The organism is Collinsella vaginalis, assembly GCF_900176655.1.
GTDB classification, from domain to species: domain Bacteria; phylum Actinomycetota; class Coriobacteriia; order Coriobacteriales; family Coriobacteriaceae; genus Collinsella; species Collinsella vaginalis.
In genome coordinates, this window is the sequence record NZ_LT838842.1 from 154,409 (window position 1) to 170,241 (window position 15,833).

Genomic DNA, 15,833 nt, shown 5'->3' on the forward strand with positions numbered 1-15,833 from the left:
GCTCGGACCGGGGGTCCAAAGAACGCTCCCACACGCCTTGCGACCCCGTCGCCGACCTGATGATGGTAACGTTAACACCCAACGAAGGGATGCGTGCCTGACGGCCGCCCCGCCATCGCCAAACGGTCAGGTTTTTGACGCGGGCGGTCATCACCCCAGCTAGTAGATGGTGCTAACTCAGAGAATGGGCGCACGGCAACAATCCCATAGGTCCGCGAAAACAAACACATAGGGATCTCGTGTCTCAGAGGCCCTCAGTCCCTGATCGAACCTCGCGCAAGATGCTGCGATCTGCGCGCGCCGATCAAGCGCGGTCGGCCACCGTCCGGCGCCTGATGAGGGTGCCCGGGATGCGCACCGTATAGGGCTGACGCTCCGGCTCGTGCATAGCGTGCTCGAAGACGGCCTGCCCCCGTTCGCGCAGGTCGAACCTGACTGTGGTGAGCTCCACGTTGGGGATCGTGTCCACCAGCGAGTCATCGATCCCGACGACGCTCACGTCCTCGGGGACGCGTCGGCCCGCCTCACGCAGGGCCGCGATGACGCCCAGGGCCATCTGATCGTTCGCGACGTAGATCGCCGTCGCCGCGCGATCACGGGCGAGTTTCACCCCGGCCTCGTAGCCGCTGTTCGCCGTCCAGTCCCCGCGCAGGGGCTCCACGGGCTCAATCCCTCGGCTGGCGAGGGCGTCGCGCCACCCCGCCTCGCGGAACTGCGAGTCGATGGAGAAATCAGGTCCACCCACGAACCGAATCTGCTCATGGCCGTGCTCGAAGAGGTGCTCCATGACCAAGTGCGAGCAGCCGTAATGGTCGGAGTCCACCGTGGTGCAACGCGGATGGGCGTACATGGTGACGATGACCGTGCTCATGCCCGGCTGGGGCATGAACGTCTCGAAATCAGGGGCCATGCGGCTCATGCCGATGATCATGCCGTCCACGGGCAGGGCCGCCATGCGGTGGGACGCCTCAGCGAGCGAGAAGGCCTCGTCCTCGCGCATCTCGATCATCGTGATGGCGCGGCCCCGCTTGCGGGCGGCGGCGAGGATGCCGTCGAGCATGGTGAGGTTGCCGATCTTCGTGATGTCGTACACGCAGAGCCCGATGGCGCGGTACCGGCCCCCACGTAGGGATCGGCCCGCGTAGTTGGGGCGGAACCCCAGCTCCTGCATGGCAGCGAGCACCCGCTCGCGGGTCTTCTCGCTCACATTGGGCATGCCGTTGGCGACTCGGGAGACCGTCTGCTGGGAGACGCCCGCCGCCGCCGCGACATCGGACATGGAGACGGCGCCGCTGCCCCGCGGACCGTGCCCGGGGGTGTGCCCCTGATCCGTCCGATCCATTGCTCCTCCTCCCGCCGGCGTTACCACGCCCTGTGCCGATCGACCGTCTGCCGCCTGATTTCGACCAGTCGCAAGAAAGTGGGAAAGCCCATGACAGCTTCTTTTGAGTACGTTAACATTCCAAGGGTGGGTTCGCAAGGACCGCATTCCCCAGCCGGTAAAACCCATGGGAGGAACGGGTATGATCGATCAGGCACTGTTCGGATGCACCTCAGACGGCCGCACCGTCACGCTCTTCACGCTTTCCGCGGGGTCCGTGCGCATCCAGGTGATGGACTTCGGCGCCACCCTCGTGCGCGTCCTCTCCCCTGACGCGGCAGGAACCGTGGCCGACATCGCGCTCGGCTTCGATCGGCTCGAGGGCTACCTCGATAACCCGGCCTGTTACGGCGGGACCATCGGCCCGTCCGCAAACCGCATCGACCGAGCCGAGGTGCCCATGGGAGACCGCATCTTTCACCTCCCGAAAAACGACGGGCCGGACGTCGCTAACAACCTCCACACCGACCTTGAGTGCGGCCTGCACAAGCGCATCTGGAACGCTGACGTTGACGAGGCGGCCAACACGGTGCGCTTCACCTGCCGCCTCACCGACGGCGAGCTGGGGCTCCCCGGAAACCGCACCTTCACGGCGACCTACACGCTCAGCGAGATCGCAGGCGGCGCGGCGCTCACCCTCACGCACGGCTGCGAGACCGATGCGCCCACCTATGTGAACATGACGAACCACAGCTACTTCAACCTCGGCGGCATCGGCTCGGGCTCGGCGCTCAACGCGGCCGTCACCATCCCCGCCGCAAGCTACCTTCCCGTGCGCGAGGACAGCGTCTCCCCCCGCGAGGTGCAGCCCGTCGCGGGTACACCCTTCGACTTCCGCGCTCCCAAGCGTCTCGGTGCCGATATCGAGACGGCCGATGAGCAGCTTCGCCGGGGGCGAGGCTACGACCACTGTCTGTGCGTTGACGGCTACGCGCTGGGATCAGCACCGCGTCCGGCGCTGACCGCGCACGATGACCGTTCCGGCCGCACGCTCGAAATCGACATCACCGCCCCCGGCGCCCACCTCTACACGGGCAACTGGCTCGACGATCGGAACGCCAAGGACGGCATCAGCTTCGGACCGCGTGACGGCTTCGCCTTCGAGCCCGAGTTCTACCCCGACAACGTGCACCACGCGGATTGGGCCCACCCGGTCTGCACCCCGAATGCTCCCTATCTCCAACGCATCATCTACCGCTTCACCACGTGCCCCTAGCGGCGGGAAGTCTCCACCCGGTTTCATTGCGCCCCGTCCTCGGGGCAACGAGAAAGGATCCCCATGACCGACACCATCCCAGCAGCCGCCGAGCGCGCCCTCGCCTTCTTCACGCAGGAATTCGGCGAGCCCGCCCCCGGGGCGCGCCCGCTCTACGTGCATGCGCCGGGCCGCTCCGAGATCTCCGGCAACCACACCGACCACGAGGGCGGGCATGTCATCGCCGGCTCGCTCGACGTCGCAGTCGAGGGCATCGCGGTGGCGAACGGCACTGACACGATCCGCGTGGCCGACGAGGGCTTCCCCACCTTCGAGATCACCCTCGACAGCCTGGAGGCCCGCGATGACGAGCGCGAGACCTCTGCGGCCCTGCTGCGTGGCATGGCGAACCAGCTCGCCGCGACCGGGCGCACGCCCACCGGCTTCGATTTTGCCTTCATCTGCACCGTTCCCGCAGGTGGCGGTCTGTCCAGCTCAGCTGCAGTCGAGGCCGCCTACGGCCGCGCGATGGAGGCGCTCTGGGAGGGCCCGGAGATCGCCCCCATCGAACTCGCCAAGATGAGCCAGTTCGCTGAGAACTGCTTCTTCGGCAAGCCCTGCGGCCTCATGGACCAGGCCGCCGTCTGCCTGGGCGGCCTCGCCTACATGGATTTCGCCGATGCGGCCGAGCCCAAGACCGCCAAGCTCGACCTCGATTTCGAGACCGCCGGCTACGCGCTCTGCCTCGTGAAGGTGGGCAGCGACCACGCCGACCTCACCGACGAGTACGCCGCGATCCCCCAGGAGATGCAGGCAGTAGCAGCCGCGTTCGGCAAGTCCCGCCTCAGCGAGGTCGACCCTGCGGCGTTTGACGACCGCGTGGACGAGCTCCGCGAGAAACTCGGTGACCGCGCCGTGCTGCGCGCGATCCACTACTGGTATGAGAACGGCCTCGTCGACCAGCGCTGGGAGGCGCTCAACGCCGGCGACATCGAGCGCTTCCTCGCGCTCACACGCGCCTCGGGCGCAAGCTCCGCAATGTTCCTGCAGAACGTCTCGGTCCCCGGGCACGACGTGCGCGAGCAGCACGCCATGGTGGCCCTCGGCCTCGCCGAGCACATGCTCGCCGGTCGCGGTGCCGCGCGCATCCATGGCGGCGGCTTCGGAGGCTCCATCCAGTGCTTCGTCCCGACCGATCTGGTTGATGAGTTCATCGCGCGCATGGACGGCTGGCTCGGAGCGGGCTCCTGCCGTCGCTATGCCATCACCGAAAAGGGGGCGTATGCCGCATGGCTGTAACCGATGGTCAGCAGGGCACCGCTGAGGAGACAACGCAGGGCCGCGAGGTCATCGAAGGGCTCGTGGACTATGCGGTGCGCGTCGGCATGGTCGAGACCGCCGATAGGCGCTGGGCCTACAACGCCGTGCTCTCCGCGGTGGGCGCCGCAGGTCCCGGGCCACATGAAAGCTGGGAGGCTCATGCCGGCTCCACCGCCTCCTTTGACCTAGAGGAGGCCCTCGCGGTCCTCGCTGAGGTCGCAGTCGGCTCCGGCAGCGTGGAGGATACCGCCGGCGGGCGTGACCGCGCGTCGATGGCCGCCATGGGCGCCCTCATGCCCCGCCCGTCCGTGGTTGCCGACGGCTTCGTCTACCGCCACGGTGCCGAGGGGCCCCAAGCCGCCACGGACTGGTTCTACCAGCTCTGCTGCGATGCCGGCTACGTGCGCCGCGCCGCCATCGCACGGAATGTGGCCTGGGCTGTGGCCACGCGGTGGGGCGAGCTCGAGATCACCATCAACCTCTCCAAACCCGAGAAGGACCCGCGCGATATCGCCGCCGCCGGGGCAACGCCCGCGCAGGGGGCGGCCTATCCGGCCTGCCAGCTCTGCATGACGAACGAGGGCTACCCGGGACGCGCCGCCGCCGACGCGGGCGGAGCGCATCCGGCCCGTCAGAACCTGCGGATCGTACCCATCGACCTAGGAGGCGAGGTGTGGGGTCTCCAATACAGCCCTTACGCCTACTTCGATGAGCACTGCATCGCCATGAGCCCCGCGCATCGGCCCATGCATGTGGACCGCGAGAACATCGCCCGCCTGCTCGATTTCGTCGACTACCTCCCCCACTACTTTGTGGGCTCGAACGCCGACCTGCCGATCGTGGGCGGATCGATCCTCTCGCACGACCACTTCCAGGGCGGGCTGCACACCTTCCCGATGATGCGCGCCAAAGCGGCCGAGACATTCGAGCTGCCGGGTCATGCGAATGTAACCGGCGAGGTGCTCACATGGCCCTTGAGCGTGCTCAGGCTGCGCTCGCGGGACCGCAGCGCCCTGCTCGACGCGAGCGATCGCGTGCTCGCCGTCTGGCGCGACTGGACCGACGAGGGCGCAGGGGTCATCGCGCACGGCGCGGACGGGACACCGCACAACACGATCACGCCGGTTGTCAGGATGGAGCACGGCCTCTACACCGCCTACTTGGCGCTCCGCTGCAACATCACGAGCCCTGAGCACCCGCTCGGGGTCTTCCACCCGCATGCGGGCCTGCATCACATCAAGAAGGAGAACATCGGCCTCATCGAGGTCATGGGCCTCGCCATCCTGCCGCCGCGACTGGTGGACGAGCTCGACGCCGTGCGCAAGCGGCTGCTCGCCGCGCAGGCGGGTGGCAGCTCGAGCGAGGACCTCGCTCAGGCGCTTGAGGACGACCCGCTGACCGCGCCGCACGCGGCCTGGGCGCTCGAGGTGGCCCGCCGTCATCCGCAGCTCGCCTCCGAGGACGCCGACGCCGTCATCAAGGATGAGGTTGGGCTCGTGTTCTCCCAGGTGCTTGAGGACGCCGGCGTCTTCAAGTGGGATGAGGGAGGACGAGCCGCGCTGCATCGGCTCCTCGCAGCTCTGTAACGGGCGACCTGCAACCTCCTCCAAAGCACGGCGGGGCCCTCGCGGGCCCCGTCTTCTTTTCCACTAACTGTTCTGCACCGTCTACAGAGGTTTGACCTCCACAGCGCTGTACACCTCGTCCCAGCGCTCCATCACCAGATGGCCGGTCTGGGGGTCCATCGCGTTCAGCTTGCCGCAGGTGCTCCCCATGCGCAGAACCTCCTCGTCCTCGGCACCACGGGCGATCGCATGGGCGAAGCCCGCGATCGTGGAGTCACCCGAGCCGGTCGCGTTCACGGCCGGGATGCTCGGCATCACCACACGATACGCGTGCTCCCCGTGCCGCGCCACGGCACCGGCCCCGCCCATCGTGATGACGACCCACGGTATCCCGTCGAAGCGCTCGTCGTCCTCGAGGGCGGTGAGCAGCTGATCGAGGTCATCGGGGGTGAAGGAGGTTTCCAACAAGCCGTTCACTTCCGAGAGGTTCGGCTTGATGAGCGTTGGCTTCGCCGGCGCGACGAGAGCGGCCTCAAGGGCGGCTCCCGAGGTGTCGAGCAGGGCGGGCCTGCCGACCTCGGCCGCCCGGGCCACCATACCCGCGTAGACGTCGGCGGGCACGCCTGCCGGGAGGGACCCCGAGAGCGTCACCGCACCGCAGTCCTCGGTGGCGGCGAGATCAGCGAAGTGGTTGAGGAAGGACTCCAACTCGTTAGCGCTGATCTCCGGGCCGTGCTCGAGGAACTCGGTCTGGTTCCCCTCATGCAGCACGGCGATGCAGATACGGGTCTCGCCTGCGATCGGCGTGAAGCTGTGCGGGATGCCGTCGGCATCCATGAGGTCCGCGAGCGCCTCACCCAGATGCCCGCCAATGAAACCGGTGGCGAGCACCTCGTCATCCAGCTGGGTGAGGACGCGGCTGACATTCAGCCCCTTTCCCCCGGCGGTCCGATGCGGCATGACGCGGTTCACGTCATCGATATGCAGGTGATCGATCTGGTACGACGTGTCGATCGAGGGGTTCAAGGTCACCGTGAGGATCATGGGGTTCCTTTCACATAGGATCGGACGCTGTCACGCCTGATAGAAGCTCTGGCCGCCGAGATAGGTCTCTTTGAGCTCCATATCAGGCGCGAGGACGACGAAATCGGCGGCGCGACCCCGGCGGATCGAGCCGCAGGTGTCGGCGATGCCCGCGCTCTCGGCGGCGGCCTGCGTCGCCATGTACACGGCCTCGGACGCGCTCACAATGCCCCAGTCGACGACGTTCTTGACAGCGTCCTTCATGCGCAGGATCGAGCCGGCGAGCGAGCCGCCGTCCTTCAGGCGCGCGGTGCCGCCCTCGACGATCACCGGAAGCTCGCCGAGCTTGTAGTCGCCATCGGGCATGCCGCCGGCGCGCATGCAATCGGTGATGAGCGCGACGTGGTCGTATCCCTTGGCGTCCACGACGAGCTTGGCTGCGATGGGGTTCACGTGGTGGCCGTCGCAGATCAGCTCGGAGTAAGCGTCGCGGCTCACGAGGGCCGCGCCCACCATGCCCGGCTCGCGGTGGTGCAGCGGGCTCATGCCGTTGTAGGTGTGGACGAAGACGGAGGCCCCAGCCGCGAGGCATCGGAAAGCATCGATCACGGTCGCATCGGAGTGGCCGAGCGCCACGACGACGCCCGAGGCCGTGGCCGCGGCGGTGAACGCAGGGCTCTCCTCATACTCCGGGGCGATGGCGATCTTCTTCACCATGCCGCGCGCGGCCTTCTGCCAGCGCTCGAGCTTCTCGATCGAGGGCGGGCAGAGGTAGTCGGGGTTCTGGGCGCCCTTGTGCTTCTCGGTGAAGAACGGCCCCTCGAGGAAGATGCCCTGAATGCGGGCGCCCTCCTCGGAACCGGCGTGCTCCCCCACCACGCGACAGGCCTCCTCAAGCTGCTCGGTCGTGGCGGTGAGCGTGGTTGCCAGCCAGGACGTCACGCCGTTGCGCAGGATGCCGCGGGAGATGGCGTCAACGCTCTCCCAGGTGCAGTCCATGACGTCGTGGTCGTCGAATCCGTGGATATGCGTGTCGACATAGCCCGGGGCGATGCGGTAGCCGGTGTAGTCGAGGACCTCGCACTCCACGACCGCGTCCGGGCCCAGGTGCTCGCCGAAGACGCCGTCCTCGACCATGAGGTACCCACCACGCACGGCTCCGGTGGGCAGGTAGAAGATATCGGCTTTTATCGCATAGGTGCTCATGGGAACATCCTCCTTGCGTCTGATGGGACATACTCCGCCCCATTGCCTCACGAAATACGGGCCCACCCCGTCCGGAGACAGAGGGCGGGCCCGTGACGTTAGCTTACCCCGCAGCCTACGCGGTGAACGGGTGAATCGTCACACCGCGGACGACGCGGTTGACCTGACCGGTCGGGCTCGGCGTGTCGGGCGTGTTGCCGACGCGCACGGAGTTGAGCAGGGAGATTGACTGGCCCACCATGATAAACGGCAGGGCGAGGTAGGCCTCGGGCAGGGTGTCGAAACCCGCGAAGGTGAAGGACTCGCCGTCGAAGAGCTCGCCGGCGTCCTGCTGGATTGCCACGACCTTGCTGCAGATGCCGTCGGCCTTGACCTCGTTCAGCAGGTCGAGATCGTACTGGCGGGTGTAGGGGTCGTTGCTCACGAAGACGAAGACGAGGGTGCAGTCGTCCACGAAGGACTTGGGCCCGTGGCGGTAGCTCATCGTGGTGTCATAGGAGGTGGCGATGAGGCCGTGCGCGAGCTCGAGGATCTTGAGCTGGGCCTCCTGCGCGAGGCCGCCGAAGGAGCCCGAGCCGAGGTAGGTCACGCGATCGTAATCGGTGAGCAGGAACTGCATGGCCTCGGCCTCGCGGGCGACGACCTGCTCGCCCATGGCGGCCGCCGTCTCGACCCAAGCGTCTTTCTGCTCGTCTGAGGCAGTGTCGAAGATGAGGGTCGTGAGCAGGGTCATGCAGGTGTAGCTGCCGGTCATGGCGAAGCCGCGGTCGTTGGCGCGGGGGATGAGCAGGGTCAGGGCGTCCGGATCGCCCTTGCTCTCCTGGGCGAGCTTGCCCTCGGGCGCGCAGGTGATGTTCAGGAACTTGACGTTCTTGATGTAGGTGCGGGCGACCTCGACGGCAGCCAGGCTCTCGGGGCTGTTGCCGGAGCGCGCGAAAGATACGAGCAGCGTGGGGTCGTCGGGGTTCAGGAAGTCGCGGGGGGCGGAGACGATATCCGTGGTGGCGATGGCCTTGAACTCGTAGAGCGAGCGGTCTCCGGCGTGACGGAGATAGGGAGCCGCGGTGTCGCCCACGTAATCGGAGGTGCCGGCACCTGCGAAGACGACGGTGAGGCGGCCGTCGCCCATGGCGCGGGCCTCGGCGAGGAAGGCCTCGATGGCGTCCTTGTTCTCACGGTAGATGTTGACGCAGTCACGCCACAGCTCTGGCTGCTGTTTGATCTCCCCCGTGGTGATGTCGGCTCCCCAGCTCTTCAGCTCTTCGATCGACTTCTCAAACATCTCATACCTTTCTCTCGAGAAACTTCGTCCACCTCGTAGTATAGGAGAAAATTGGTAATCTGGTAGTAACCAGTTTGAAACGGCCATACAAATCAGTGAACGGCATGTCACGACCACTGAGCGGTCAGACGACAGACCGTGGGACCGGCCCACCGGGACGCACCCCATCGCGGGCCGAGGATCGACGGGTTACGACGCGTTCCGTTGGTGGAGGACCTTGTACTTGAACTTATCCGCACGTGCGACTGAGAGCGTGTACTCCACGACCTCGTTGCTCATGGTGTAGGTGACGCGGACGAGGTCGAGCACCGGAGCCCCCTCGGCGATACCGAGCAGATGGGCATCGGCAGGTCGGGCGATGCTCGCGAAGAACTCCTCCTCCGCCACGCGAATCTCCTCGCGGAAATCGTGCTCGATGATGTCGTAGAGGGATTTCTGCTCGATCATGGGCCGTTTGAGCGTCAGGAACTTCCGCACCGGCAGATAGGTGCGTTCCACCATCATCGGCATGCCGTCGGCAGAGCGAAGGCGCTTGAGCTTGAAGATGCGATCCCCGATGCGCAGACCCATGCGCTCAGCCTGGTTCTTGTCGGCTTCGATCTCTGAGAACTCGAGGATCGTGGTCTCAGGAACACGTCCGAGGCTCCGCATCTGCTCGCTGAAGCTGTACGCCTGCGTGAGGTTGGTCTGAGCCGAACGGTCGGCGACGAAGGTGCCGCGGCCGTGCTGGCGGACCACGAGGCCCAAACGCTCGAGCTCCTGCAGGGCGAGGCGCACCGTGGTGCGGGAGAGGCCGTAGCGGTCTGAGAGCTCGCGCTCGGAGGGCAGGAGGTCACCTGCCTGGAACTCGTGCTCGATCTTCTCGGTGAGGATGTCGACCAGCTGGTCGTAAAGCGGCTGACGCCGTGCACCCATCGCCATGACCATTCTCCTCCGTGTACCTCGTCGTTGGATAAAAGCGGCCACGCACCCGGTCAACCGGGCACGCGGCCGCGTATGCAAGCAGTGACCCGGATGCGCGCGACCGCGCGGGGCGCGCACCCGGATGCGAGTCTAACTTACCAGATGCTGGGCCAGATCCCCAGGCCGGAGCCGAGGATGCCGATGGCGAGCATCAGGCCGATGCCCATGATGGGCGTGAAGTTGTGCTTCGCGAACAGGAAGTACAGCAGCAGCACGAGGCACAGCGGGACGAGCTTGGGCAGCACCGTGTCCAGGGTGTCCGCCACGGAGAACTCGACCGGGCTCTCGGTGACCTCAGCGTAGGTGACGGAGCTCATGCCGTTGCCCAGGTCTACCACGCCGGTCTCGACCGGGTTGCCCTCGGCGTCAGCGGCTGTGAGGGCCTTGTCGCTGGTGTCGGTCATGGCGATGGCGCCGGCCTCAGCGGACTCGGTGTCGATGCCCTCGAGGTCGGTGAAGTTCTTGGCATCCGCGTTGGAGACGACGACCGTGTGCGCAGCGAGGCTGCGGGTGGTGCCGTTCGGGATCGTGAGGTTGATCTGTGTGCCGCCCATGGTGACGGTCAGGCAGCCCACGATGAAGACGCCCATGATGGAGGCGGCGCGGGTGAAGGACTGCATGTTGGCCGTGAGCGAGTCGATAGCCGTGGTGCCGAGCTTGTAGGCCCAGTTCATGAGGCCGAAGCGCAGCGCGAACTGAGCGATGTTGAAGACCACCAGGAAGATGATCGGCGCAGCCGCGTTGCACTGGATCGCCATGTTCGAGGTGATGCCGGCCGTGATGGGCACGAGCGTCAGCCAGAACAGGGCGTCGCCGATACCGCCGAGCGGCGAGGCCGCGGAGATGCGGACGGCGCGGATGGTCTGGGTGTCGACCTTGTTCTGCTCAAGGGAGAGCACGATGCCCATGACGAAGGTCACGAGGAACGGGTGCGTGTTGATGAAGTCCAGGTTGTGGTACATCGACGCCGCGAGGTCCCGCTTGTTCGTGTGGACCTTCTCAAGGCCGGGAAGCATGGCGAAGAGCCAGCCGCCGGACTGCATGGTCTCGTAGTTGAACGAGGACTGCAGGAAGCAGGAGCGGAGCGCCATGCGGTTGAGCGTGGCCTGATCAACCTGCGGGGCAGGGGTCAGATCCTCGTAACGCTCGGGTACGACGAATTCATTAGATGCCATCTTCCATGTCACCTCCGTCAGCAAGAGCGCCCTTCAGCTCGGTCTGCTGCTGGAAATCCCAGAAGGCGATACCGAAGCCGATGAAGGCAAGGATGAGCAGGGCAGGCGTTGCGAGCGCCGGAATGGCCGAGATGATGCAGGCGAGGCCGAAGCCCATGAAGAAGAAGGCCCACATATCGCGGTTCATCATGATCTTCAGCAGGATGGCGAAGCCGACGAAGCGCATCATGCCACCGGACGCGGAGAGGCCGATGTTCAGCCACTCGGGGATCGCGTCGACGATCTGCTGGCCGAAGGCCTGGCCGCCGATGAAGAAGAGGGTCACGATGACGGCGAAGATCAGGCCGAGAACGATCTCGGAGATGACCGTCCACAGGGTGACCTGCTTGGGATCGGCGCTCACCGCCGCGGAGCGGAACTGCTCGAGGAGCGGGGCGCGCAGGGTGAAGAACAGGGTCACGCCGTACTGGCCGAGCAGAGCAAACGGGATGGCAGCGGCCACGGCAACGTTGGGCTCCATGTTGAGCGAGCAGGCGAAGATCGCCGCCATGATGCCACCGATGACCGCGTTGGGGGGCTGGGCACCGCCAATCGGCATGTTACCGATCGTCATGAGCTGATAGGTGCCGCCGACAACGAGGCCGGTCTGGAGATCGCCCAGGATCATGCCGATCACAGCACCGGTAACGATGGGCTGGTACAGCGACTCGAGGAAGTCGAACTGATCGATGGCCGCGATGAACGTGACGATGAAGATCAGTGCGATCTGGAGAATCGAGGCTTCCATCTTGCTCCTCCTTTCAATGTGTTTCCTTGAAACGAAACGGATCTACTGTGCGGCCGGCGTTCGCCGAACCGCGAGAACACTGTGCCTCACGCGAAGAGCTTGTCCGTATCCTCCACCGGCGTGCTCGGAACACGCCTGATCTCCAGCTCCACCCCCATTTCCTGCAGCTCGCGGAAAGCGGCGACATCGGCGTCGTCGACCGCCACGGTGGTGGCGACCTGCCGCTTACCATCTGACATGTGCATGTTGCCGATGTTCACCTTTTTTATAGGCACGCCGCCCTTGACGAGCGTGAGCACGTCCTGGGGGGTTTCGGCCACGATGAAGATCTTCTGCTTCGGGGAGGCCTTACCGATGATGTCGATGGTCTTCTGAAGCGAGAAGAAGCGGGTGGCGACGCCGGCGGGCGCGGCCATCTTCATGAGGTTCTGACGCATGGTGTTCTCAGAGACCTCGTCGTTGGCGACGAGGATGAGGTTCGCCCCGATGGTGGAGTTCCACTGGGTTGCGACCTGGCCATGGATCAGGCGGTTGTCGATGCGGGTGAGGAGGATGTTGGGCTCTGCCATTTCGATACGTCCTTTCTTGTTTGTGGACACCGTAAAACTGGCTGATAAACGTTGGGGAATGTGAAGCTATCGGTCGATCTGCTGGATGGCGTACCGCGATACCTCGATCTCGGCGCCGGAGCGGACTGCGACGATGACCCGGTCTTCGAGGACCGTCTTCACCGTGCCGTAGATGCCGCCGCCGAACATGACCTCCTGGCCGGGGGCGAGCTTGGTGTGCAGCTCCTTGAAGTAGGTGCGCTTCTTGCGCATCGTGATCTGCGACCAGATGGTGTAGGCAACGCCCAACAAGACGAGCAGGGCGAGCAGGACGATGGAGGAGGCGAGGATGTTGGGACCGAGCTCGGCCATTAGATGCCGTCCTCGTCGAAGTCATCCTCGGCGTCGTCTGCGAGCGAGGCGAGGCTCTTGTGCGTGACCCCCGCCTGGCCGACGCCGACAGCCTGTTCGGCGAGGTCGGCGAGACCCGAGGCACCGGAGCGCGTGAGCAGGAGCTCGATGAGCATGGGGAGGTTGGTTCCCGTGACGATCTCGACGTTGTCGATATCGCCGGCGATCATCATGGACTGGTTGAACGGCGTTCCGCCCAGGAGGTCGACGAAGACGATGACGCCCTCGCACTCGGCGCGCATGGCGGTGATGGCCGCGCGGAGGTCGTCGCCGTAGCTGGCCGCCGCCGACCCCTCGAAGGGAACGATCTCGAACGCAGGCTGATCGCCCGCAACCATATCGATGGCGCTTTTCAGACCGTTTGCAAACTGGCCGTGACCGGTGAGGATGAATCCGATCATTCCCGTCACCCCTTCCTTTGGCGCTGCGGTTTTTCCCGCAACTGGTAGTAACCACGTGATCAGTTTTATCAGATGGTAGCAGAAGCGCCCCTTGGGTCAATTCACAGATACCAAGAGATGTTTGCGTTACCATTTATCGGGGAAATCCGACCGTTCACGACAGCACTATAGCATGTACCTGTTATTTCGTGATATTCAGACGCGCACAACTTGATTATTGCGCCTCAATATTTCGATGATCGACAAAGGGCTGCTGTCAGTTTTCAGTCAGATCTTTCGTTTGAACTCTGTGAAGTGGTCTATATGCATCCTCGGTGGTCTGCTCAATGCGCAACTCCTTGTCCGTGTGGGAGACAAGCCGTGGTCCGCAGACCCGGGTCCCGCGTCAGGACCCCCCTGCCCAAGTGGCAGGCAACCGCCCAGAGCATGTGGCCTACCCGCGCGCCCCGATACCGGGTGCAGCCCTGCACCCCCATACAGTGGCGCTCGTTTTTGCATTTTGTTGAGCTATGCATAGATTTCACCAGAAAAAGGTCGAGATATGAACCCCGTTGTGCATATCTCGCAAAAATGCACCATGATTGAACAGGCGTTTTTGCATTCCTACTCTGCGTGCCGCCAGCAGTCTATTCATAGCTCGCAATAATGCAATTCGAGCGGTCGAAGGACCTCCGACTTCGCTGACGCCGTAAGCCTGCAGGGAAGACGGGATACCCTATGGAGAGCGTCCTAACGCGGATCCGCTGCCCTGCTCATTCTTGAGAGATTGGATATGAAAAGAATCAGGGGGCGGAAGCCCCCTGACCTGCGATCTTATGGAGCCAGCAATCGGACTCGAACCGATGACCCCCGCTTTACGAGAGCGGTGCTCTACCAACTGAGCTATGCTGGCGCATCTCCGGTGCGAACACCGGCGGCTGTTAATAGTACGTGGAAACCGCCACCGACGCAAGATGTCTTTCGCGCAATTCGCCGCACCGGCGCCGCTCTGACTCGACAGGCGCCCCCTCTAGCACATCGCGGGCACACGAGCGCTTTTCATATGGCCGCGCGCAGGACGGGTTTCGCCGACATGCGCAGGGCACCTCCTCAAAGCCGTGAAACGCACAGGCGCTGCAATGGCTTCTCCACCAGCGCGCGCGGGCACCTCCTCAAGCTGCTTGCCTGCGCATGGGTACGCAGGCAGGTGCACCTCACGGGCAACATCGGGCGCCCCACGAGCGCCCGCGCGCATCAAGCATGCGGCGCGCAAGACCTCGGTCCGCGCGCCGCAGAACTCAAACTCACATGTACAGTCCGTAGAGATCCACGGAAGCCTTCGCATAGAGACCGTTCACGAACGTGCGCCAGGTGCTCTGGCCGCTCTGCACCTGCTGAGAGTACTGCTGATAGGCCACGTAGTATGCAGCCTGCGCCTGGGCGTACGTAGCGGAATCGGCCGTGAACTGCTCATCCTTCAGGGCGCTGTAATACGGGCCGTCTTCACGCGCCCAAGTGCCCTTGGAAGAATCCCACTCATCGCCGGCGAGCTTGATGATGTAGTCGGCGTAATCCTTGGAAGCGGTCGAGGTGTCCCCGTTCTCGGGCTCGGCCGGGGCCGTAGGCGCCGTGGTGCTCGTAGAGCTATCGGGCACGACCTCGGCATAGAGCTTGGAGATGAGCGCATTCTCCTTCACGATGCGCTTCGCCTGGTCCTCGGTGATACAGTACTGCGTGGCGAGCGTTGAGTAGTCGGAGGTGCCGATGTGGTCCTCGGCGTACTGCGTGGCCTCGTCATCGGAAACGGTGAGGTTGCGGGCCTCCGCCTCGGACACCAGGATCCGGTTGCGGGCGTACGCGAGGACGGTCTCTGCAGAGGGGACCCGGTAGTTTCCGTCGCTGTCTTTGGCGCTGTCGAGCGAGGACTGGTCTTCGATGGCATCGCGGACGGTGAGCTTGTGGTCCTGGCCGTTGTACGACCAGCTGGCGATCACCGTGTCAAGCTGGTCCTCGGAGACGGTGGCGCCACTCGCGCCCTGGACCCCGAAGCCCCCGCGGCCGATGAAGTAGCCGCAGAGTGCCACGATGATGATGACGGCAGCGGCAAGGGCGCCAAAGAGCAGACGACGGTTGCGCCCAGGCTGCAGGGCATCGAAGTTGGCTCCGCCATGCGGGGGCTCGACGTCGATGGGGCCTCCGGGGGTCGTCGGATCATCTGCGACAGGGTCATCCTCGTCGTCTTCGTCCTCATCATCGTCGTCCGCGTCGGCCGACTGAATCCCCTCCATCAGAGAGGCGTCGGCGGCGTCCTCGAGCGCCTGGGCCTCAGCGTCCGCGGCGGCGGCCTCGGCGGTGGTACCGGCCGCGATGTCCTCCGCAGACTCACCGGGAACGATGACGACCGGGTTCTCGTCGACACCGTTGGGGCCCTCGCCGCGTCCGATGATCTCGACGCCCTCTATGACGTCTTTCTCCTCATCCTTCTTTTGAATGAAACCCATGCTCGTAGCTCCTTGATTCATGGCGAATAAGCGCATCTAGCATACGACGTTCGATGGTATGCATCCCATTAGGTCTTTCTTATTCTCAAGAAACCC

14 protein-coding genes and 1 tRNA gene are annotated in these 15,833 nt (G+C 64.7%); 3 read left to right on the forward strand and 12 right to left on the reverse strand.

Annotated elements, in window-relative coordinates:
- Window positions 1-304: 304 nt before the first annotated feature.
- Window positions 305-1,342 (reverse strand): LacI family DNA-binding transcriptional regulator, encoded by a 1,038-nt coding sequence (locus tag CAP13_RS00605; RefSeq protein ID WP_245798845.1) that lies wholly within the window; start codon window positions 1,340-1,342, stop codon window positions 305-307.
- A gap of 181 nt (window positions 1,343-1,523) precedes the next feature.
- On the opposite strand from CAP13_RS00605, the gene CAP13_RS00610 reads away from it, so the two are divergent.
- The 3 genes from CAP13_RS00610 (at window position 1,524) to CAP13_RS00620 (ending at window position 5,482) form a co-directional block, all read left to right on the forward strand.
- Complete coding sequence (locus CAP13_RS00610; RefSeq protein WP_085829749.1) at window positions 1,524-2,597, forward strand: aldose epimerase family protein; 1,074 nt, start codon at window positions 1,524-1,526, stop codon at window positions 2,595-2,597.
- A gap of 63 nt (window positions 2,598-2,660) precedes the next feature.
- The gene (locus CAP13_RS00615) at window positions 2,661-3,875 is read left to right on the forward strand and encodes a galactokinase (RefSeq protein ID WP_085829750.1); all 1,215 of its coding nucleotides are present in this window, start codon (window positions 2,661-2,663) and stop codon (window positions 3,873-3,875) included.
- Window positions 3,866-5,482, forward strand: coding sequence for a UDP-glucose--hexose-1-phosphate uridylyltransferase (locus tag CAP13_RS00620; protein ID WP_085829751.1), 1,617 nt, complete (start codon window positions 3,866-3,868; stop codon window positions 5,480-5,482). The genes CAP13_RS00615 and CAP13_RS00620 overlap by 10 nt, the downstream gene beginning before the upstream one ends.
- Window positions 5,483-5,563: 81 nt before the next feature.
- Here the strand turns inward: CAP13_RS00620 and CAP13_RS00625 are convergent, their stop codons facing one another.
- The 11 genes from CAP13_RS00625 to CAP13_RS00675 all read right to left on the reverse strand — a co-directional run bounded on the left by CAP13_RS00625 (window position 5,564) and on the right by CAP13_RS00675 (window position 15,737).
- The gene (locus tag CAP13_RS00625; protein WP_085829752.1) at window positions 5,564-6,505 is read right to left on the reverse strand and encodes a hexose kinase; all 942 of its coding nucleotides are present in this window, start codon (window positions 6,503-6,505) and stop codon (window positions 5,564-5,566) included.
- Between the two features lie 30 nt (window positions 6,506-6,535).
- Complete coding sequence (gene nagA / locus CAP13_RS00630) at window positions 6,536-7,690, reverse strand: N-acetylglucosamine-6-phosphate deacetylase (RefSeq protein WP_085829753.1); 1,155 nt, start codon at window positions 7,688-7,690, stop codon at window positions 6,536-6,538.
- Between the two features lie 115 nt (window positions 7,691-7,805).
- Entirely contained in the window at window positions 7,806-8,972 is a 1,167-nt protein-coding gene (locus CAP13_RS00635; protein WP_085829754.1) for an SIS domain-containing protein, read from the reverse strand.
- 189 nt (window positions 8,973-9,161) lie between these two features.
- Window positions 9,162-9,893: a GntR family transcriptional regulator gene (locus CAP13_RS00640; RefSeq protein ID WP_085829755.1), complete on the reverse strand. Its 732-nt coding sequence runs from the start codon at window positions 9,891-9,893 to the stop codon at window positions 9,162-9,164.
- A 137-nt stretch (window positions 9,894-10,030) separates the two neighbouring features.
- Window positions 10,031-11,110, reverse strand: a complete 1,080-nt coding sequence (locus tag CAP13_RS00645; protein ID WP_085829756.1) for a PTS system mannose/fructose/sorbose family transporter subunit IID — start codon at window positions 11,108-11,110, stop codon at window positions 10,031-10,033.
- Window positions 11,100-11,897, reverse strand: coding sequence for a PTS mannose/fructose/sorbose/N-acetylgalactosamine transporter subunit IIC (locus CAP13_RS00650; protein WP_085829757.1), 798 nt, complete (start codon window positions 11,895-11,897; stop codon window positions 11,100-11,102). Before CAP13_RS00650 ends, CAP13_RS00645 begins: the two co-directional genes overlap by 11 nt.
- Window positions 11,898-11,983: 86 nt before the next feature.
- Window positions 11,984-12,466, reverse strand: coding sequence for a PTS N-acetylgalactosamine transporter subunit IIB (gene agaV / locus CAP13_RS00655; protein WP_085829758.1), 483 nt, complete (start codon window positions 12,464-12,466; stop codon window positions 11,984-11,986).
- Between the two features lie 66 nt (window positions 12,467-12,532).
- Window positions 12,533-12,817: a preprotein translocase subunit YajC gene (gene yajC / locus CAP13_RS00660; protein ID WP_085829759.1), complete on the reverse strand. Its 285-nt coding sequence runs from the start codon at window positions 12,815-12,817 to the stop codon at window positions 12,533-12,535.
- Window positions 12,817-13,257, reverse strand: coding sequence for a PTS sugar transporter subunit IIA (locus tag CAP13_RS00665; RefSeq protein WP_085829760.1), 441 nt, complete (start codon window positions 13,255-13,257; stop codon window positions 12,817-12,819). The genes yajC and CAP13_RS00665 overlap by 1 nt, the downstream gene beginning before the upstream one ends.
- Window positions 13,258-14,073: 816 nt before the next feature.
- A tRNA-Thr gene (locus tag CAP13_RS00670) sits at window positions 14,074-14,149 on the reverse strand.
- Between the two features lie 391 nt (window positions 14,150-14,540).
- Entirely contained in the window at window positions 14,541-15,737 is a 1,197-nt protein-coding gene (locus CAP13_RS00675) for a hypothetical protein (protein WP_085829761.1), read from the reverse strand.
- Window positions 15,738-15,833: the final 96 nt, after the last annotated feature.